The sequence below is a fragment of the Sulfitobacter geojensis genome (assembly GCF_000622325.1).
Lineage (GTDB): Bacteria > Pseudomonadota > Alphaproteobacteria > Rhodobacterales > Rhodobacteraceae > Sulfitobacter > Sulfitobacter geojensis.
In genome coordinates, this window is sequence record NZ_JASE01000005.1 from 225,391 (window position 1) to 244,545 (window position 19,155).

The 19,155-nt window shown below is 57.6% G+C and carries 19 protein-coding genes; 9 read left to right on the top strand and 10 right to left on the bottom strand.

The window, feature by feature from the left end:
* The first annotated feature begins 136 nt into the window (after positions 1-136).
* The 6 genes from Z947_RS0103130 to Z947_RS0103155 are packed head-to-tail and all read left to right on the top strand — an operon-like array spanning position 137 to position 5,623.
* The gene (locus Z947_RS0103130) at positions 137-1,084 is read left to right on the top strand and encodes an ABC transporter permease (RefSeq protein ID WP_025042856.1); all 948 of its coding nucleotides are present in this window, start codon (positions 137-139) and stop codon (positions 1,082-1,084) included.
* Positions 1,081-1,896, top strand: coding sequence for an ABC transporter permease (locus tag Z947_RS0103135; protein ID WP_025042857.1), 816 nt, complete (start codon positions 1,081-1,083; stop codon positions 1,894-1,896). Before Z947_RS0103130 ends, Z947_RS0103135 begins: the two co-directional genes overlap by 4 nt.
* The gene (locus tag Z947_RS0103140) at positions 1,893-3,491 is read left to right on the top strand and encodes an ABC transporter ATP-binding protein (protein WP_025042858.1); all 1,599 of its coding nucleotides are present in this window, start codon (positions 1,893-1,895) and stop codon (positions 3,489-3,491) included. The genes Z947_RS0103135 and Z947_RS0103140 overlap by 4 nt, the downstream gene beginning before the upstream one ends.
* Positions 3,488-3,841 (top strand): cupin domain-containing protein, encoded by a 354-nt coding sequence (locus tag Z947_RS0103145; protein ID WP_025042859.1) that lies wholly within the window; start codon positions 3,488-3,490, stop codon positions 3,839-3,841. The genes Z947_RS0103140 and Z947_RS0103145 overlap by 4 nt, the downstream gene beginning before the upstream one ends.
* On the top strand, positions 3,838-4,827 hold the full coding sequence (locus Z947_RS0103150; RefSeq protein WP_025042860.1) for a P1 family peptidase: 990 nt from the start codon (positions 3,838-3,840) through the stop codon (positions 4,825-4,827). Before Z947_RS0103145 ends, Z947_RS0103150 begins: the two co-directional genes overlap by 4 nt.
* Positions 4,820-5,623 carry an alpha/beta fold hydrolase gene (locus tag Z947_RS0103155; RefSeq protein ID WP_025042861.1) on the top strand — a complete coding sequence of 268 codons (804 nt, stop codon included), beginning with the start codon at positions 4,820-4,822 and terminating at the stop codon, positions 5,621-5,623. The genes Z947_RS0103150 and Z947_RS0103155 overlap by 8 nt, the downstream gene beginning before the upstream one ends.
* Here the strand turns inward: Z947_RS0103155 and maiA are convergent.
* The 4 genes from maiA to Z947_RS0103175 all read right to left on the bottom strand — a co-directional run bounded on the left by maiA (position 5,620) and on the right by Z947_RS0103175 (position 9,878).
* Positions 5,620-6,267 carry a maleylacetoacetate isomerase gene (maiA, locus tag Z947_RS0103160; protein WP_025042862.1) on the bottom strand — a complete coding sequence of 216 codons (648 nt, stop codon included), beginning with the start codon at positions 6,265-6,267 and terminating at the stop codon, positions 5,620-5,622. The genes Z947_RS0103155 and maiA overlap by 4 nt on opposite strands.
* Positions 6,264-6,956: a fumarylacetoacetate hydrolase family protein gene (locus Z947_RS0103165; RefSeq protein WP_025042863.1), complete on the bottom strand. Its 693-nt coding sequence runs from the start codon at positions 6,954-6,956 to the stop codon at positions 6,264-6,266. The genes maiA and Z947_RS0103165 overlap by 4 nt, the downstream gene beginning before the upstream one ends.
* A gap of 85 nt (positions 6,957-7,041) precedes the next feature.
* Positions 7,042-7,437, bottom strand: a complete 396-nt coding sequence (cueR, locus tag Z947_RS0103170) for a Cu(I)-responsive transcriptional regulator (RefSeq protein WP_025042864.1) — start codon at positions 7,435-7,437, stop codon at positions 7,042-7,044.
* The gene (locus tag Z947_RS0103175) at positions 7,434-9,878 is read right to left on the bottom strand and encodes a heavy metal translocating P-type ATPase (protein WP_037938644.1); all 2,445 of its coding nucleotides are present in this window, start codon (positions 9,876-9,878) and stop codon (positions 7,434-7,436) included. Before Z947_RS0103175 ends, cueR begins: the two co-directional genes overlap by 4 nt.
* A 311-nt stretch (positions 9,879-10,189) precedes the next feature.
* Here Z947_RS0103175 and Z947_RS0103180 point away from each other — a divergent pair, with 311 nt between their 5' ends.
* Positions 10,190-11,644, top strand: a complete 1,455-nt coding sequence (locus Z947_RS0103180; protein ID WP_037938647.1) for a mannose-1-phosphate guanylyltransferase/mannose-6-phosphate isomerase — start codon at positions 10,190-10,192, stop codon at positions 11,642-11,644.
* Between the two features lie 4 nt (positions 11,645-11,648).
* On the opposite strand, the gene rfbA is transcribed toward Z947_RS0103180, so the two are convergent.
* From rfbA to Z947_RS21415, 6 genes are all read right to left on the bottom strand, one after another.
* Positions 11,649-12,521, bottom strand: a complete 873-nt coding sequence (gene rfbA / locus Z947_RS0103185; protein WP_025042867.1) for a glucose-1-phosphate thymidylyltransferase RfbA — start codon at positions 12,519-12,521, stop codon at positions 11,649-11,651.
* On the bottom strand, positions 12,518-13,369 hold the full coding sequence (gene rfbD, locus Z947_RS0103190; RefSeq protein WP_025042868.1) for a dTDP-4-dehydrorhamnose reductase: 852 nt from the start codon (positions 13,367-13,369) through the stop codon (positions 12,518-12,520). The genes rfbA and rfbD overlap by 4 nt, the downstream gene beginning before the upstream one ends.
* Positions 13,366-14,406, bottom strand: a complete 1,041-nt coding sequence (rfbB, locus tag Z947_RS0103195) for a dTDP-glucose 4,6-dehydratase (protein WP_025042869.1) — start codon at positions 14,404-14,406, stop codon at positions 13,366-13,368. Before rfbB ends, rfbD begins: the two co-directional genes overlap by 4 nt.
* A complete protein-coding gene (gene rfbC, locus Z947_RS0103200; protein ID WP_338057840.1) occupies positions 14,403-14,963 on the bottom strand; it encodes a dTDP-4-dehydrorhamnose 3,5-epimerase in 561 nt (186 codons plus the stop codon). The genes rfbB and rfbC overlap by 4 nt, the downstream gene beginning before the upstream one ends.
* Positions 14,964-15,044: 81 nt before the next feature.
* Entirely contained in the window at positions 15,045-15,215 is a 171-nt protein-coding gene (locus tag Z947_RS22025) for a hypothetical protein (protein ID WP_156026615.1), read from the bottom strand.
* 1 nt (position 15,216) lies between these two features.
* The gene (locus Z947_RS21415; protein WP_025042871.1) at positions 15,217-16,218 is read right to left on the bottom strand and encodes a DUF2793 domain-containing protein; all 1,002 of its coding nucleotides are present in this window, start codon (positions 16,216-16,218) and stop codon (positions 15,217-15,219) included.
* A gap of 183 nt (positions 16,219-16,401) precedes the next feature.
* Between Z947_RS21415 and Z947_RS22030 the strand changes: the two genes are divergently transcribed.
* Together Z947_RS22030 and Z947_RS0103220 are read left to right on the top strand one after the other, a co-directional pair.
* Complete coding sequence (locus Z947_RS22030) at positions 16,402-18,819, top strand: calcium-binding protein (protein ID WP_025042872.1); 2,418 nt, start codon at positions 16,402-16,404, stop codon at positions 18,817-18,819.
* Positions 18,765-19,154, top strand: a complete 390-nt coding sequence (locus tag Z947_RS0103220; protein WP_156026616.1) for a calcium-binding protein — start codon at positions 18,765-18,767, stop codon at positions 19,152-19,154. The genes Z947_RS22030 and Z947_RS0103220 overlap by 55 nt, the downstream gene beginning before the upstream one ends.
* Position 19,155 lies beyond the last annotated feature (1 nt).

Below are 19,155 nucleotides of genomic sequence, written 5' to 3' on the forward strand. Positions count from 1 at the left end.
TAAAACATGAGGTAAAATATCTCATGTCACTGCATCACATTCTGACTGCTCCATTTTCAGGCAGGTATTGCAAAGGAAGTAAGGTCAGAAGTTAACACCACTGGACGCCACCCCTGACCGCGCATACCCTCGCGAAATGTTACGTTATGCCCTCAAACGTCTGGTCTCGTTGATCATCAGTCTCGCCGTCGCTTCGGTGGTGATTTTCGTGGTGATCGAAGTGGCACCGGGCGACCCTGCGTCGTTTATGTTGGGAATGAATGCGCAGCCCGAAACGCTTGCTGCTCTGCGGTCGGAACTCGGCCTCGATGTTTCCAAGGTCGAGCGTTACGTCACTTGGGTTACCGGCATGCTGACCGGCGATTTCGGCACTTCCTACACTTACCGCACCCCTGTTTCACAGATGATCGGCGACCGGCTGTGGGTTTCTTTGCCCTTGTCGCTTTACGCGCTGGTACTCAGCACGCTGGTCGCCTTTCCTGCCGGAATTTACGCCGCCAGCCGTCGGGGACAGGCCGGGGACATCGGGGTGATGGGGGCCACGCAACTGGGCGTGGCTGTACCCAATTTCTGGTTCGCCATGATGCTGGTGCTGCTCTTTGCCATCAACCTGCGTTGGTTTTCTGCTGGCGGGTTTGTCGGTTGGGACAAGGGGTTTTTCACCGGACTTCACGGTTTGACCCTGCCGGCCATTGCCCTTGCCCTGCCGCAGGCTGCGATCCTTGCGCGGGTGATGCGATCCTCTCTGCTTGACGTGATGGGCGAAGATTTCATGCGTACCGCGCGGGCCAAAGGGCTCACGGCGCGACAGGCGCTTTGGCGGCATGGTTTGCGCAATGCGCTGATACCGGTGCTAACGATCATCGGGCTGCAATTCTCGTTTCTGCTGGCGGGCTCTATCATCATCGAACAAGTGTTTTACCTGCCCGGTCTGGGGCGACTGGTGTTTCAATCCATTTCAGCACGCGATCTGATTGTTGTGGAATCCGTTGTAATGCTCTTGGTTTTCTCCGTGATCCTTGTGAACTTTCTGGTTGATCTGGCCTATGCCCTTGTCGATCCGCGATTGAGGGCGCGATCATGAACCGGAACCTAATCCTTGGCAGCCTTTTGACCGCAGTCTTCCTGTTTGCGGCACTCATCAGCTTTGTCTGGACCCCGTTTGATCACACGGCCCTGAATATCCCTGACAAACTACAAACGCCGTCCTCCACCCACTTGTTGGGGACCGATCATTTCGGTCGCGATTTGCTAAGCATGATTATGGTTGGCGCGCGCACCTCTATCGCAGTGGCGCTGGTGGCGGTGGGCATCGGCATGGGTCTGGGCGTGCCACTGGGCCTTTGGGCGGCAGCGCGGCAAGGCACAATGGTGGATGAATTGATCATGCGCGGCAATGATCTGGTGTTTGCCTTTCCAAGTTTGGTCATCGCCATTCTGATCACAGCGATTTTCGGGGCCGGTGCGATCAACGCCATCATCGCCATCGGCATCTTTAACATTCCCGTTTTCGCCCGCATTACCCGAGGTGCTGCACTTTCCCTCTGGCAGCGCGAATTCATCATGGCCGCCCGCGTTGCGGGCAAAAACGCGCGGCGCATTTCCATCGAACATATCCTGCCCAATGTAACCAATCTGCTGATTGTTCAGGGCACCATCCAGTTCAGCCTTGGTATCCTTGCCGAGGCGGGGCTCAGCTATGTTGGGCTAGGGGCGCAACCGCCGACGCCATCATGGGGGCGGATGCTCGCGGATGCGCAAACACTGGTCAGCATCGCGCCCCATATGGCGCTGGTCCCGGGTTTCGCGATCATACTGACCGTGCTGGGATTAAACCTGATGGGCGACGGATTGCGCGACTATCTTGATCCACGTTTGCGGGTGGCGCGGACATGACCCTTTTGCAGATCACCAACCTTAGTCTGTCGATCTATAATTTTGATATCCTGCGCGATGTGACCCTTTCGATTGACGCCGGCGAAATCGTTGCCGTTACCGGCGAGAGCGGGTCAGGTAAATCCATGACGGCCCTTGCCGTCATGGGGTTGTTGCCAAAAGGGACACGGACCAAAGGTCACATCCTGCTTGGCGATCAAGAGCTGACGCAGCTAAGTGAACCGGACCTGTGCAAGATGCGCGGCAGTGACATGGGCATGGTGTTTCAGGAACCGATGACGGCATTGAACCCTGTCCAAACCATCGGTGCACAGGTGGCCGAAACGATCCGCATCCATGACGCAAACATCTCACGTGCAGACGCCGAAGCGCAAGCCGCCGCAACCCTGACGCGCGTCGGCCTGTCGCAAGATCGCTTTCCCCTGTCGCGCTATCCGCATGAATTGTCAGGCGGGCAACGCCAACGTGTTGTCATCGCCATGGCCATCGCGTTGCGGCCCCGCTTGCTGATTGCCGATGAGCCAACAACAGCGCTGGATGTCACCACACAGGCGCAAATCCTTGATCTGCTGAAATCACTCGCCCGCGAGGATGGCATGGGTCTTTTGATGATCACCCATGATCTGGCCGTCGTCGCTGATATGGCCGACCGGATCATCGTCATGCGCAACGGCCAGATTGTCGAACAGGGGGCGACGCAAAGCCTGCTGCGCGACATGCAACACCCCTATACCAAGATGCTGTTTGCTGCGTCGAACCATCAGGTTGATTTGCCCGCCGCCCCTGCGCCGCGCCCCTTGCTTGAGGTCAAAAACGTCGTGCGCGACTACCGGTTGCCGCGAAAAACCCTGTTCGGACCGCCCGCATCTTTTCGCGCCATTGATGATGTTTCTTTCGATCTGCAACGGGGCGAACGACTTGGGCTGGTTGGCGAAAGCGGTTGCGGGAAATCGACTCTAACACGGGCATTATTGGGTCTGGAAAAGGTTCAAGGCGGCGCAATTACACTGGATGGCGATCCTGTGTTTTCCGGCACGGCGCCCAATTTTGATGTCCGTCGCAAGATGCAAGTGGTGTTTCAAGACCCCTTCGGCAGCTTCAATCCGCGCCACAGGGTCGACCGGTTGATTACCGAACCCTTCCACCTTTTGCCCGACCCGCCAACCGGCAATAACCGAACGCGCGCGATTGACGAGGCGCTGACCGCTGTGGGTCTTTCCCCAAACGACGCCACCAAATACATCCACGAGTTTTCCGGTGGTCAACGTCAACGTATCGCGATCGCCCGCGCCCTGATCATCAAGCCAGAATTGATCCTGTTTGATGAAGCGGTCAGCGCACTGGACGTTTCTGTGCGCGCCCAGATCCTTGATCTACTGGCCGACCTTTGCGGGTCTTACAATTTGACCTATCTGTTTATCTCTCATGATCTTTCGGTGGTACGCACCGTCACCGACCGTGTGCTGGTGATGCAATCTGGCAAAATTGTTGAGCAAGGCCCGACCGAAGATGTGTTTGAAAACCCGCAACACAGCTATACCCGAACCCTTATCGCAGCCGCGCCTGTGCTGCCCGACATCGGAGAATGCGCATGACAATGCCCGTCAATCTTGCCGACAAACTAGCCCAAATCAGCACCCATTGGGATCCGCATGTGGTGGCCGATTATAATGGCAACGACATCATGGTGGTGAAGTTTCAGGGGGAATTTCCGTTTCATCTGCATGAAGACACCGATGATTTCTTTTTGGTTCTGAAAGGCGAGATGGTGATGGATCTTGAGGGCGCCTCCCATCCTGTGCGGTCCGGCGAAATATTCGTTGTGCCCAAAGGTGTAACCCATCGCTCCAGAGCCGAAAAAGAATGCGAAGTTCTTTTGATTGAACCAAAAGGCGAGCCGAACACAGGGGATCCCGCCACCGCAGCGGCAAAGCCACGGCTATGATCGCAGGTCCGAAAAATCTGATCACCGACGTGCCTGGTTTGCTTGTCGGCAATGCGCAGGATGACACGTTGAAATCCGGCGCAACGGTGGTTCTGGCCGACATGCCCTTTACCGCCTCTGTGCATGTGATGGGCGGCGCACCCGGTGCGCGTGAAACCGATTTGCTGGCGCCTGATAAATCCGTTGCAGCGGTGGATGCCTTGGTCCTGTCTGGCGGGTCTGCTTATGGTTTGGATGCATGTTCAGGCGTCGTTGACGGCTTGCGGGCGGCGGGCCGTGGGTTTCAGGTTGGCACCGCCACCATCCCCTTGGTTCCCGGCGCGATCCTGTTTGATCTGCTGAATGGCGGTGACAAGGGCTGGGATGAAAACCCTTACCGCGCCTTGGGCCGACAGGCCTTTGATGACGCGGGTGAAACTTTTGCGCTTGGGACACAGGGGGCAGGTACCGGCGCGATGTCGGCAATGCTGAAAGGCGGCCTTGGCTCTGCTTCGCTGGTTCTGCCCGATGGCAGTACCGTGGGCGCATTGGTCGCCGCAAACCCTGTAGGGGCTGTGACCACCCCCGGTGACAAACATTTTTACGCCGCTCCGTTTGAACTGAACGCGGAATTCGGCGGCATTGGCCCTGATCCTGCTTCAGGTCTCGGCATGTCGCTGGAAAGCCGCAAGACCGTCGCCATGACCCAGCGCGCCAATACGACAATCGCGATCATTGCGACAGATGCGACCCTAACGAAGGCCGAATGCCAACGTGTCGCCGTTGCCGCCCATGACGGGATCGGGCGGGCGACCGTCCCTGCGCATACCCCGATGGATGGGGATCTGGTCTTTGCAATGACCACAAACGGCAAGCCGGCGGGCGATGTGTCCCTGATCGGCCACGCCGCGTCGCTATGTCTGGCCCGTGCCATTGCCCGCGCCATCTATGAAGCGACGCCAAAACCCGATGATTTGCTGCCCTGCTGGAGAACCCTGAATGCCTGATCTGCCTCTTGACGATGTGACTCTACATTACGAAATCGACGGCAACGGCCCACCGCTCTTGTTGCTCGCCGGCATGCTGAGTGACAGTGCCGCATGGGGGGCATTTGTGCCGCTGATCAAGGATCACTTCACCGTCATTCGCCCGGACAACCGCACCACCGGTCGCACCACCCCATGGGACGCGCCCGCGGATTGCAACCTGATGGCTAAAGATGCACTGGCTTTGATGAACCACCTTGGCTTTGACCGCTTTCATGTCGGGGGGCATTCGCTAGGCGGTCTGCTATCGCTCGAAATCGCCCATATGGCACCGGATCAGGTGGCCAGTTGCGCGGTGCTTGCGTCGGGTCGTATCCGCGTACCCCGTACTGCGGCAGTTTTTGACGCGTTGCTTGCCGTGCGCCGTGCGCCGGAAGGCGAGGAAACATGGCTGCGCGCCCTATATCCGTGGTTGTTTGGCCATGCGTTTTTCGAAGATCCGGCAAACATCGAAACCGCACTCGCAACAAGCCTTGCCTATCCTCACGCCCAAACAGCACAGGCCATGGCACATCAAATGGCTGCTTTCGCCAGCTTTCGCCCGAAGGCCAAGCCGGAACAGATCACCTGCCCCACCTTGGTGCTTTATGCGGGGCAAGACCTGATGGTGCCGCCGGCCGCGGCGCAGCCCAGTTTTGCAGGCATTCCCAACCTGACAGAGGCCACGATAGATTCTGCCGGACATTCAATCCATTGGGATGCCCCGCAAGACGTGGCCGCACATCTGACAAAATTTCTGGCCGCGCACCCGATCTAGATTGCGTCAGGCTGGTTGGCAGGTGCTGCCTGTTCAAGGGCGGGCACAGCCATGCAATTGGCGTGAATGGCCCGAATTGTGGGATAAGCGGTCATATCCACGTCAAAGCGGGCGTTGTTCAGCACCTGCGCGTAAAGGCATAGATCCGCCAATCCAACGATGTCGCCATGGCAGAACGCACCGGTTTCCGCATCGGATGCCAGCCGTGTTTCTAGCGCGGTCATTCCTGCATGCGCCCATTTGCGAAACCACGCCGCTTTGCCCGCAGCATCGACGCCGAATTCGGTTTCCAGATGTTTGAGGACACGCAGATTGTTCACCGGATGGATGTCTGCGGCGATGATCTGCGCCAGACTACGCACCCGTGCACGTTCCCATGGATCACGGGGCAGCAAAGGCGGGTCCGGATACACCTCTTCCAGCCACTCAAGGATCGCCATTGACTGTGGCAGGGCCCCTTGCGGTGTCGCCAGCGTTGGTACCAACCCCGACGGATTCAACGCCAGATGTTCCGCGCCCGATTGTTCGCCATTCAAAAGCGACAGCGGAACATAATCATACCCAAGGCCCTTGAGGTTCAGCGCCGCACGCACACGCACTGATGTCGAAGAGCGAAAGTAGTTATGCAGCGCCAGATCATTCATACGCGTGGTCCAATGGTGACTTCCAACGTGCCGATCCCGTCAACACCGCCAGTGATCACATCCCCTGTGACAACGGCCCCGACCCCGGCAGGCGTCCCCGTCATAACGATGTCGCCCGGCGCTAATTCCATGGAATGCGACAGGATTGAGATGTGTTCCCGCACCGACCAAATCAGGTCCGCAATATCGGCATCCTGACGGGTGACCCCGTTCACCGCCAACCAGATTCGCCCGTTTTCAACGCTGGGCACCTCTGCGATGGGTTTGATCGCACCAATCGGGGCGGAGTGGTCAAAGGCCTTGCCCCAGTCCCACGGGCGGCCCATCTTCTTTGCCTCTCCTTGCAAGTCACGGCGGGTCATGTCCAAACCAACAGCGGCCCCCCAGACGTGGTCCATTACGTCGGATTCCGCAATGTTAGAGCCGCCTTTGTGGATTGCGATGACCAGTTCGATCTCGTGATGCAGATCTTCGGTTAACTTGGGGTAGGGGATCGTACAGGGCGTATCCAGCGCTGCATCCGCAGGTTTGGTGAAAAAGAACGGGGCCTCGCGGGTCGGATCTTTGCCCATTTCGCGGGCGTGGGCCTCATAATTGCGGCCCACACAAAAGATACGGCGGATTGGAAAGCGGTCTGTGCTGCCCTGAACGGCAAGGCTGGCCTGTTCGGGCGCGTCAAATACATACATCTGCGGTTTCCTTTTCGAGGTCTGGATTGATCATGGGCAACATGCCAGCAAGACCTGACCGATTATAGTCCCTAACCGCGCTTGTTTATCCCTCTACCTCCTGCGCAAGATCGTTGAGGATCGGACAATCAGGGCGATTGTCGCCCGCACAAGATCGCACCAAAGTGTTCAGCGTCTCGCGCATCGCGCCCAATTCCGCCAGTTTTTGATCGATCTCCGCTAAATGCTGCTCTGCGATAGCTTTGACATCAGCGCTGGCGCGGGCCTGATCGTCGTAAAGCGCCAACAGGCTGCGGCAGCTTTCAACAGGAAACCCCAATGAGCGCGATCGCGCCAAAAACGCCAGTTTGTGCACGTCATTCTCTGAGAAAACCCGATACCCGTTGGCCTGTCGCGAGGGGCGGACAAGGCCGACTTCTTCGTAATAGCGGATCGTCTTGGTCGGTAATCCGGTGGCAATACTTACGGATTTGATGTTCATGTCGAAATCCCCACACGCCGCAACCGCAGGGCGTTACCCAGCACAAAAATCGATGAAAACGCCATGGCGCCCGCCGCAAGGCCCGGCGACAAAAGAACGCCGAATGCGGGATAGAAAACACCGGCTGCCACAGGGATCAACGCCGCGTTATATCCGAACGCCCAAAGCAGGTTCTGTTTGATGTTGCGCAATGTTTTGCGAGACAAATCAATCGCATGCACCACGCCCTGCACGTCACCCGACATCAATACTACGTCAGCTGTTTCAATCGCGACATCGGTGCCGGTGCCGATTGCGATCCCTACATCGGCATCGGCCAGTACAGGCGCGTCATTAATACCATCGCCGACAAAAGCGGTTTTACCATATGTTGCGCGCAACGCTTTCAGCGCGTCAATCTTGCCCTCAGGCAGGACATCAGCAACCACCGTTTCGATACCGAGGTTTTGCGCAACGGCTTGGGCTGTCCCCGCGCCATCACCCGAAATCATCGCCACTTGTACTCCGCGCATTTTTAATGCTGCGATTGCAGCTTTGCTGGTGGACCGCACCGGATCGGACACAGCGATCAACGCTGAAATCGCACCGTCAATTGCGGCGAAGAATACGGTATGCCCTTGGGCTTTCAACTCTGACGCGCGGGCATCCAAACTGTCTGTCGATGCCCCTATTTCCTTCATCATCCGACTGTTTCCCACGGTGATGCGCTGTCCCTCGATAGATCCGCTGATGCCCTGCCCCGAAGTGACTTCGACCTCTGAAACTTCTGGAAATGTCAGCCCCCTGTCGTTTGCTGCCTGAAGAACCGCTTGGGCAAGCGGATGTTCCGAGCGTGTTTCAACGGCCGCAACCCATGCCAGCATTTCGTCTTCCCGACCGGAGTCACTGCTGACGAATTCTGTCAGCATAGGTTTTCCTTCCGTCAGGGTGCCGGTCTTGTCAAATGCCACAAGTTTTACGTCAGCCAACGATTGCAGCGCGTCCCCTTGGCGAAACAACACCCCCAGCCCGGCCGCGCGCCCGCTGCCCACCATGATCGAGGTGGGCGTTGCCAAACCCATTGCGCAGGGGCAGGCGATGATCAGGACAGAAACACCTGCAACCAATGCGTAAGACAGCGCCGGATCAGGCCCGAAAACCAGCCAGACACCGACGGTTAACAGCGCAATACCCATGACCGCCGGCACGAACCAAAGCGTCACACGGTCCACCAGCGCCTGAATGGGCAAACGCGCGCCTTGGGCTTGTTGCACCATCCTGATGATTTGCGCCAAAGTCGTATCATGACCAACATGCGTGACCTCGCAGGTCAGACTGCCGTTGCCGTTCACCGTCCCGCCGGTCAGCGCGTCACCCGATGATTTCGCCACCTGCATCGGCTCGCCCGTTAACATGCTTTCGTCAATCGCGCCTGTACCGTCGATCACAATGGCATCCGTCGGTACGCGCTCGCCGGGTTTAAGCAGAAACCGGTCCCCCACCGAAAGGTCAGCAACGGGCACTTCGATCCACTCCGTTCCACGGGCGACCCGCGCGCTACGCGGCTGCAGGCCAATCAGGTTTTGGATCGCAGCGCCTGTGCGCCCTTTTGCGCGCGCTTCGAACCAACGCCCTAAAAGGATCAGCGTTACGATCACAGCGGCCGCTTCGAAATAAACCGCACGTGTTCCTTGCGGCAAAACGGCGGGGGCAAACAATGCAACGGTCGAAAACACCCACGCCGCCCCGGCACCCAAAGCAACAAGGCTGTTCATATTTGGCGCAAGCCGCCAAAGCGCAGGCAATCCATTGGTGAAAAACTGCCGTCCGGGCCCGAAAAGAACTGCGGTGGTCAGCACAAACTGGATCATCCAGCTGTTTTCAAAACCGATGCTACGCCCGATGAGGTGATGCAGGGCCGGAAACAGATGGCCGCCCATTTCCAACACAAAAACCGGAGCCGACAAGGCGACAGCGATCCACGTCATCCGGCGCTGGTGATCTGCCTCTGCGTCCTTGCGTGCGCTGCGATCTTCAACCCCGTCTTTCGCCGGCGTCGCGGGATACCCCGCAGCGGCCGAAACATCAGCCAGTTCTCGCGCTGTGATCAGGGTCGGCACAAACCGCACGGTCGCGGAATCATCCGCCAAGTTGACCTGTGCGTCCACCACACCGGTCACCGCGCCCAGCGCATTGTGCAACCTTCCGACACAGGACGCGCAAGACATGCCATCGACCATCAAGCGGATCTCCTGGAACTCCGCTGGATACCCGGCGGCGTTCAATGCCGACAACGCGTCCCGCACGGTTTCCTCATCCGACGCTGAAAACTGCGCCGTTTCATCGGCAAGGTTTACCGAAACACCCTGCACTCCGCTGATACCTTCGATCGCGCGGCTGACCCGTGCCGCGCAGCCGCCGCAGGTCATGTTGCGTATCGGCAAAACCACTGTATTTCCCAAAACCGTCGCCCCTATTATCATTCCTTTCTCTCACATAGGGGTTCCAGCAACTGGAAGGTCAAGACACAGTCGCAAATCAATCGCCCCGACCTCGGTGGGGATCGGGCGATCGAGCGTTATCGAATTCTCTCAAAGTTTTTCCCATGGAATACCACCATGCAGGGTATTTACCTGCCAAACTCCAACAAAATTCGTGACTTGGCGAAATCCCACTCATACTCTGGGTGGACTGGTCTATTGTCTCTTGCAACTCAGGGGCACGCCACTTTAACAGAAGGCGTTAACGGCTGCGGCAACGAAAAGGACGACAAATGACAACCAATGACATCACTCCGGTGATCCTCTGTGGCGGATCAGGAACGCGTCTTTGGCCCGTCTCTCGCAAAAGTTTTCCAAAACAGTTCATTGATCTGATCGGTAAAGGCAGCCTGTTTCAGCAGTCCGGCAAACGCCTGTCCGGCAATGGGTTTGCAGAACCGATCATTGTCACCAACTCTGATTTCAGGTTCATCGCAACGCAGCAACTGCATGACGCGGGCATCACACCGAACTCTGTCCTGATCGAACCCGAAGCGCGCAACACCGCGCCGGCACTTTTGGCGGCTGCTTTGGTTGCCGCGCAGAAAGATCCCGCACAACTGATGCTGGCCGCACCGTCGGATCACTATATCACGCAGGCCGATGTTTTCCGCGACAACGTGTGCCGCGGTGTTGCCGCCGCCAAAGCGGGTCAAATCGTGACCTTTGGCATCACGCCCGACAAGCCTGAAACCGGCTATGGTTATCTTGAACTGGGAACAGACACCGTGCATGGCGCGATGCCATTGAAGCGGTTTGTTGAGAAACCCGTTCTGGCAGAAGCACAGCGAATGCTGGATGCGGGCGGATACCTGTGGAACGCGGGTATCTTCATGTATGCCGCGCAAACAATGATCGACGCCTTTGCGGCGCATGCGCCCGAAATGTTGGCCCATGTACGTGCCGCCGTCGATGCCGCCGAACCCGATCTGGGGTTTCTGCGCCTTGACCCCAACGCTTGGGCGAAATGCGAAGATATCTCTGTCGACTTTGCGATCATGGAAAAGGTGAGCAACCTCAGTGTCATCGCACATGACGGGGACTGGTCTGACATGGGGGGCTGGAACGCGGTGCATATGCATGCCGAAAAGGATGCGAACGGCGTTGCCCTTCAGGGTGCCGCCCATGCGGTGGAATGCAAGGATACCTTGCTGCGTTCGGAGTCCGGCGCGGTGCAACTGGTTGGTCTGGGGCTGGAAAACATTGTGGCCGTGGCCATGCCCGACGCCGTCTTGGTCGCTGATCGCAGCCGTACCTCAACGTTGGGCGATGTGGTCAAACAAATGCGCGCCGCCGCCGTGCCGCAGGCCGATAACTTTCCCAAAGATCACCGGCCATGGGGGTTTTTCGAAACGCTGATCCTGTCGGACAGCTTTCAAGTGAAACGCATCGTGGTGAACCCCGGTGCCGCACTTAGCCTGCAAAGCCATGAACATCGTTCTGAACACTGGATCGTTGTGGTGGGCACGGCCAAAGTCACTGTCGGGCCGGACCGCGATAATCTGGACGTCAAAATGGTCAACCAGAATGAATCCGTTTACATCCCGTTGCATGCCATTCACCGCATGGAAAACCCAGGCGACACCCCGATGGAACTGATCGAAGTGCAGACCGGCAGCTATCTGGGTGAAGATGACATCGTGCGCTATGAAGACGTCTATTCCCGTGGCCAGGGGGCCAAAGGGTAGGCTGCTATTTCAATAGATCCTTGAGGTAGCGACCGTAATCGTTTTTCTCGAACATCTCGGCGCGCTTAAGCAACTCATCATCGCTGATCCAACCTTGATCATGGGCGATTTCCTCAAGGCAGCCGGTTTGCAGCCCCTGTCGTTGTGTCAGCGTGCGCACAAAATTTCCCGCATCCAGCAGGCTCGCATGGGTGCCGGTGTCCAGCCAGGCATACCCACGTCCCATCCGGTTCACCCGCAGCGACCCCTGCGCCAGATACATCTCCAGCAGGGTCGTAATCTCAAGCTCCCCACGAGCAGAGGGCACAACCTCCCGCGCCAGTTTCGACGCGTCCGCATCCAGAAAATATAGCCCCGTAACGGCGTAATTTGACGCCGGTTTTTCGGGTTTCTCAACAATGGTCTGCGCCACACCGGCCTTGTCAAAACCGACAACACCATAGCGTTCGGGATCAGCCACGTGATAGCCGAACACCGTACCGCCGTTGGTCTGCTTATCCGCATCGGCCAGTATCTCGGGCAAGCCGTGGCCGAAAAAGATGTTATCCCCCAGCACCATAGCAGAGGGCGCACCATCCAGAAAATCCTCCGCCAGAATATAGGCCTGCGCCAAACCGTCCGGTGACGGCTGCACGATATAGGTCAGGGAAATGCCCCATTGGCTCCCATCGCCAAGGGAGCGTTGGAACTGCGCCTGATCTTGAGGGGTGGTGATCATCGCGATCTCGCGGATACCGGCAAGCATCAGCACCGAAATCGGATAATAGATCATCGGTTTGTCGTAGATCGGCAGCAATTGTTTACTGATCCCCATGGTGATCGGGTACAGCCGCGTGCCGGACCCGCCCGCCAGAATGATGCCTTTGCGATTGGTCATTTTACTGCTCCGAGGTCGTTCAATATTTCAGTCAGGCCGGTCCGCCAGTCAGGAGGCGTGATGCCGAAAACTGTTTCGCTCAACGTGCAATCCATCCGTGAATTCAACGGACGTTCGGCTGGCGTGGGATAAGCAGAGGTCGGAATGTCGGTCACCGCGCAGGCGAGCCCCGCCTGATCGAATATCGCACGGGCAAACTCGGCCCAATTGCATGCCGGCGCGCCCGCGAAGTGATAGGTGCCTGCCTTGTCGGGGCTTTCGATCAACTGCCGCGCCATGCTGTGACAGGCCAACGCAATGTCTTTCGCTGCCGTGGGTCCGCCGATCTGATCCGCTACGACATTCAACGCATCCCGCTCTGACCCAAGGCGCAGCATGGTTTTGACAAAGTTATTCCCATGCGCCGAGACAACCCAAGAAGTCCGCAAAATCGCATAGGCCCCACCAGCAGCGCGCACCTTGTTCTCACCTGTCAGCTTTGATCGCCCGTAAGCACCTAACGGTCCGGTCGCATCATCCGGTCGCCACGGCTGTGTGCCACCCCCGTCAAATACATAATCCGTCGAGATATGCACAAACGGGATCCCCAGAACCGCGCAATCGCGGGCCATCACACCGGGCGCATCGCCGTTGATCAATGTCGCCAGCGCCTCTTCATCCTCGGCCCTGTCGACCGCGGTATAGGCCGCCGCGTTGATCACCGCGCTTGGCGTATAGGCGTGGATCGCATGCGAAACCTGTTCGGGCGCAGTCAAATCCGCCTCATCCCGCCCGATGCAAATGACGTCGGGCAATTTCGCCAATTCCTGCGCCACTTGACCGGTCTTTCCGATCACCAGAATGCTCATGCCTTGACCCCCAGACGTTGGCCCACGCCGTCACGCGCCTGCAAGGCCCGCCACCAGTCTTCGTTGTCCAGATACCATTGAACTGTGCGCTCCAACCCCTGCTCTAACGTGACCGAAGGCCGCCAGCCCAACTCGTCACGGATGCGCGAAGGATCAATCGCATAACGCAGATCATGTCCCGCGCGGTCCTGAACATAGGTAATCTGATCCGCATAACCGCTGTCTTTGGGACGCGTCCGATCCAGAATGGCGCAAATGCTGCGCACCAGATCAATGTTGCGCGCCTCGTTTTCGCCGCCGATATTGTAACTGCGGCCCAGCGCGCCTTTTTCCAACACCAGCAACAAAGCGTCTGCGTGATCTTCGACAAACAGCCAGTCGCGCACGTTTAAACCTTCGCCGTAAACGGGAATATCCTTGCCCGCCAAAGCGTTCAGGATCACCACCGGCACCAGTTTTTCAGGGAAATGGAACGGACCGTAGTTGTTTGAACAATTCGTCAGAACCACCGGCAAACCATATGTCTCGTGCCATGCCCGCACCAAATGGTCGCTGGCGGCCTTGGACGCGGAATAGGGCGAGCGTGGATCATAAGGTGTCTCTTCGGTGAACAATCCATCATTCCCCAACGATCCAAACACCTCGTCGGTCGAGATATGATGAAAGCGGAACGTTTCCGGCTTGCCCGCACCAACCCAATAGCTGCGCGCCGCTTCCAGCATGTTGTAAGTGCCGGTGATGTTGGTTTCGACAAAATCACCGGGCCCGTCGATCGACCGGTCCACATGGCTTTCGGCGGCAAGATGCATCACCGCATCGGGGCTGTGGCGCGCAAAGACAGCGTCCAGTGCGGCTCGGTCCCGAATATCCACCTGTTCAAACGCATAAAGCGGGCTATCCGCCACGCTTGCCACATTTTCCAGACATCCCGCATAGGTCAGCGCATCAAGATTAACGATCTCATGCCCGCGGCTGACGGCAAGCCGAACAACGGCGGACCCGATAAAACCTGCGCCGCCTGTCACTAGGATTTTCATGCCGGGCCCTCGAACGTAAATAGACTGTCGAAATCACACATAAACGGGGCTTTCTCGTCCTTGTCAGACAATACCGCATCGCCGCTTAACCCCCAGTCGATGCCGATATCGGGATCATCGAACCGAACCGCGCCGTCACATTCAGGGGCATAATAATCGCTACATTTATAGATGATTTCTGTATCAGGCGCACGTGTTGCAAAACCGTGAAGAAAACCGGCAGGGATCAATAATTGCAGCCCGTTTTCCGCTGTCAGCTCATAGCCGACCCACTGCCCGAATGTTGCAGACCCTTTGCGCACATCCACAGCAACATCAAACAACGCACCGCGCCCGCAGCGTACCAATTTGGCCTGTGCATGCGGCGGGGATTGAAAATGCAGCCCGCGCACTGTGTTAACCGCAGCAGAAACCGAATGGTTGTCCTGAACGAAATCAATATCGATGCCGTGTTCCGACATTTTTTTGCTGTTCCAGCTTTCGCTGAAAAACCCGCGCGCGTCACCAAAACGCGGCGGGCTCACCAAAACCACTCCGGGCAGTTTTGTAGGTGTTATGAAATCCAACTGGTCGCTCCGTCCCTGATCGCCTGCTTTACAGCCTAACAATACAAGGGACGCAGCGATTTGACGCCGCTTTTACGGCTTTTTCTTGGTTTTCTTCGCCGGTGTTGCCGCAGCATCCGGTTCCGCGCCAAAAACCTGCGTTAGCACTTCGGCGTCCGACATTCCCTGTGGCACTTGCACCTCGCCCAAACCGGGCAAATTCGCGGTGCGATAAAGCGTGGCGGTTTCATTAACATCAGTCATATCATTTCCCCAGCGTGGACAGTGTAAACAAACGATTGGTGCCCATACGGTTTTCAACAAACAATTTGGGTGACGGACCGGTTACATCTATTGAAATGTTAATCCCTCCCGCAGGGCCGGTCGTGCCGGTGAGCGGACCGGTCTGATAGGTCAAGGTCCCCGGCGGATTGGCGAACATTTCGCCAAAGTTATTCACGCCAGTCAGCGTGCCCGTGATCGAAAACAGAAAATACCGGCCCTCCTGATTGACGCTCAACCACATAAGGATACGGGACGGATTGGACCACGGAATGGTCACCGACCATGCGCTGTCGTTCAGAATAAACACATCCTGAAAATAGGACTGGCCACTGGGCATCTGGACAGCGCCGGTCGCCGCTTCGGTACGAATGGCCGTTTTGAAGTTGCTTCCGTTCGGGCTGACTTTGATTTCAAAGTTGTCATTGCCGGCGGTGCCCATCTCCGCGCGGCCACCAAATCCGGTTTGAAACAACAGGCTCGCCGTATCGGTGGCCGCGGCCTTGTTCAGCTTCAACTGGTGCCCCCCGCCGGCATTGTTCAACAACGTTGCATCCGCTGAAACTGCCAGCTTGTTTGTTGCATCCGCCGTTGTGTTGACGCCCAGCAGGGGAACATTCTGCAAATCACCACCTGCGCCGCCGCCACCCGCCGGTTGCCAGTCGGTGCCATCAAACCGCACCTCTTCGCCACTGCTGGCAATATCTGCCCGCCAGCCAATGTTGGGCGTAAAAAACTGCCAGGTGTTATCGACCCAGACAGCGACATTATGCTCTTGCCCGGCCCACACGCCAGTCGCCGCATCCGCTACAATAAAACGATCCCCTTCGGCGGTCTGGCCCGGGGGTGTGGTGAGCGTTGTACTGATCACGCTCAATTGCGTGACAGCATCCAAAATCCGCAGCGCCTCATTATGGGTCACATGCTTTTGCGCCTGTGCCGGCTGGATGTAAGGCAGCGACAAGGTCGGAGACGTCTGAGACATGGGCGGTCCTTTTGTAACGTGAATGAATTCTCAACGTCCCGAACCCTGTAACAGTTGGTTAAACATACCCTGACCCCTGCGGCCGCATAGATCCGGTTTTAGGCAACATGGAACATTTCAAATCAGCCATATTCGCCCCAGAACCGCCATGTTCCGACCCCGCAGCTTCCACGAAACGACAACATGACCAGTCTCATCGAAAGAGGAGACAGATCTATTGTCAGAGCGGTATTCACCAATCACGGGGCGCTGCCCACGTCCGAGGAATTCGGCCTTGTCGGGCTGAACGATATCACGGTCGTGGACGGCGCGGGCGGGCCAATGTTGTTCGCTGCAACCCGTGGGGATGGGTGGCTGTCGGCCTATGATCTGGGTGGCGGCGCGGGCAACACTGTGCTGGATCAACAATGGCGCATTGCCCCCCATCTTTTGCAACTGGAAACCACCGATCTGGTGTTGCACGATCTGGGCGGCACACAGCAACTGTACATGGCTGGCCTGAACAACAGCGCTCTGACCGGCGTTCGACTGGACAGTGACGGTGCCGGCACTGCCATTGATGGCGGGGTTACTTATTCGGCTGCCGGTCGCAACCTCAGCGGGCTTTCGGAAATGGAGTTGATTGGCGATGGCAATACCGGCCTTGGTGCGCTGCGTAATGGCGGGCTGGTCAATCTCTCGTTTGGCACAGGCAGCACCCTGAACGTGTCCAACATCAACCAAGGCAGCGCCATGCAGGGCGAACGCGCGACCGGCATCACCAGCGCCACACATGACGGTCAAACCTATGCCTTCGTCACCTATCAGGGCGAAGACACCGTGAGCATGTTTCGCCAAGGCACGAATGGCACGATGACCCATATTAACGATGTCGATGCCAGTGACGGGTTTTGGGTTGATCGCCCTGGCGCATTGACCGTGACATCTTCCAGCGACGGTAAACTCTATGTCGTGGTTGCAGGGTCGGGCAGTGATTCACTTTCCACATTTTCTGTCACTCCCCAAGGCATGGTGCCCGTGGATCACCTGATCGACAGTCTGGGTACCCGTTTCGCCGATGCCAGCCACGTGACCAGCGTCACGGTTGACGGTCAGAACTTTGTCCTCGCGGCAGGGTCCGATAGCGGGGTCAGCATGTTCACGGTTTTGCCTGGTGGCCGGCTCCAGCATATCGACGCCATGCCAGCGGAAGCAGCTACGCCCCTGCGTGGCATCACCTCGATCGACGCTATGTCAACGCCCGATGGCTTGCGGTTCTGGGTCTCTACCGAAGCCGCGCCCTATCTGGCAGAATTTTCAGTTGCTCTGCCCAACCTCGGCATCAATTTGGGGGCCAGCGCGACCGGCAGCACGCTGAACGGCAGTGTTGGTGATGATGTGCTGTCCGGCGGCGCAGGCAATGACCGGTTGAACGGCAACTTTGGCAACGACATTTTGCTCGACGGGGCCGGTGCCGATACGCTGCGCGGTGACGGCGGGCTTGATACCTTTGTACTGACCGAAGACGGCGCACGAGACGTTATTCAGGACTTTCAGATGGGGTACGACCGCATTGACATGACCGACTTTAGCCAAACCGGTGCCTTTGGCGAAATGACCATCGTGTCGCAAAGTTGGGGTGCCGAGTTTCGGCTGGGCGCAGATGTGTTAGAGGTCCGCTCAGCTGACGGATCACGGTTTTATGCGCAGGATTTTGACACGACGAACCTTATCACCGGCGGCCGCATTCAAACCGACCCCGCGCTATATCCCGGCGGTACGGGTCCGGCGCGCCCTGATTCAAACCCTGGATCCAGCGCAAATCCGACAGGAATTGATCCTGAAACACTTGCCCCCGCGTGGCAAAACGAACCCACCTATGCCCTGAACCGCGGCGGAAACGACAATGGCGGCACAAATGCCCACGACCAAATCACAACCGGTGGCGGCAATGACCGCGTCTTCGGTGGCTTGGGGAACGATACGCTTCATTCGGGTTCAGGCCGCGATGCAGTGAATGGCGAAGGCGGGAACGATCTGATTCACGGCGGCGACGATGGCGACTTTTTACTTGGTGCGGCGGGGTTTGACACGATCGACGGGGGCAACGGGAACGACACAATCTCCGGCGATACCTTTGCTGACTCCCTCTCGGGCGGTGCTGGCAATGATGTGATGCTGGGCGGCGACGGTTTTGACCAAATCAGGGGTGGATCCGGACACGACCGCGTCTGGGCAGGCTCCTCCCCCGATCGCGTCTGGGGCGGTGAAGGCAACGACTGGATCAGCGCCGGCAGCAACTATGGCTATAGTGTCGATGGCGTCTTTGGTGAAGGCGGCAACGACACCTTGTTCGGCAACGCCGGTTTCGACCTGTTGAACGGCGGTGACGGCGATGACGTGCTGGACGGTGGCCACCAGTCGGACAATCTTTATGGCGAGGATGGCTACGATATCTTGCTCGGTGGTCTCGGGTTCGACCGGCTGTTTGGCGGACGCGGTGATGACCGGATTTTCGGCGGTGACGCGGGCGACGGAGTGTTTGGCCAGGAAGGCAACGACACAATGTGGGGGGGCGAGGGCGGCGACCGTTTTTTGGCGGCCAAGGCGATGATATCATAGACGGCGGCACCGAAAACGACACGATTTACGGCGACGCAGGATTTGACACGATCATCGGCGGCGAAGGCAATGACATGATGTTCGGCAGCTTTAATGCGGATGAGTTCTTGTTCGGGAACAACCATGGCAACGATACGATTGGCGATTTCGATGCGCTGAACGATAACGAGGTCATCGACCTGTCGGGACTGGACAGCCTAAATCGGTTCACGGATGTGCTCAACGCGGCCAATCAGTCGGGTCAGGACGTCGTGATCAACACCGGTGGAAACAGCTCGATCAAACTGACCCACGTTAACCTAACCGATTTGGATGAAAATGATTTTGTGTTCTAAG

Bases quoted from the DNA above. Each gene is read 5' to 3' on its own strand.
- Z947_RS0103130 (WP_025042856.1), top strand. From the start codon at position 137: ATGTTACGTTATGCCCTCAAACGTCTGGTCTCGTTGATCATCAGTCTC.
- Z947_RS0103135 (WP_025042857.1), top strand. From the start codon at position 1,081: ATGAACCGGAACCTAATCCTTGGCAGCCTTTTGACCGCAGTCTTCCTG.
- Z947_RS0103140 (WP_025042858.1), top strand. From the start codon at position 1,893: ATGACCCTTTTGCAGATCACCAACCTTAGTCTGTCGATCTATAATTTT.
- Z947_RS0103145 (WP_025042859.1), top strand. From the start codon at position 3,488: ATGACAATGCCCGTCAATCTTGCCGACAAACTAGCCCAAATCAGCACC.
- Z947_RS0103150 (WP_025042860.1), top strand. From the start codon at position 3,838: ATGATCGCAGGTCCGAAAAATCTGATCACCGACGTGCCTGGTTTGCTT.
- Z947_RS0103155 (WP_025042861.1), top strand. From the start codon at position 4,820: ATGCCTGATCTGCCTCTTGACGATGTGACTCTACATTACGAAATCGAC.
- maiA (WP_025042862.1), bottom strand. From the start codon at position 6,267: ATGAATGATCTGGCGCTGCATAACTACTTTCGCTCTTCGACATCAGTG.
- Z947_RS0103165 (WP_025042863.1), bottom strand. From the start codon at position 6,956: ATGTATGTATTTGACGCGCCCGAACAGGCCAGCCTTGCCGTTCAGGGC.
- cueR (WP_025042864.1), bottom strand. From the start codon at position 7,437: ATGAACATCAAATCCGTAAGTATTGCCACCGGATTACCGACCAAGACG.
- Z947_RS0103180 (WP_037938647.1), top strand. From the start codon at position 10,190: ATGACAACCAATGACATCACTCCGGTGATCCTCTGTGGCGGATCAGGA.
- rfbA (WP_025042867.1), bottom strand. From the start codon at position 12,521: ATGACCAATCGCAAAGGCATCATTCTGGCGGGCGGGTCCGGCACGCGG.
- rfbD (WP_025042868.1), bottom strand. From the start codon at position 13,369: ATGAGCATTCTGGTGATCGGAAAGACCGGTCAAGTGGCGCAGGAATTG.
- rfbB (WP_025042869.1), bottom strand. From the start codon at position 14,406: ATGAAAATCCTAGTGACAGGCGGCGCAGGTTTTATCGGGTCCGCCGTT.
- Z947_RS22025 (WP_156026615.1), bottom strand. From the start codon at position 15,215: ATGACTGATGTTAATGAAACCGCCACGCTTTATCGCACCGCGAATTTG.
- Z947_RS21415 (WP_025042871.1), bottom strand. From the start codon at position 16,218: ATGTCTCAGACGTCTCCGACCTTGTCGCTGCCTTACATCCAGCCGGCA.
- Z947_RS22030 (WP_025042872.1), top strand. From the start codon at position 16,402: ATGACCAGTCTCATCGAAAGAGGAGACAGATCTATTGTCAGAGCGGTA.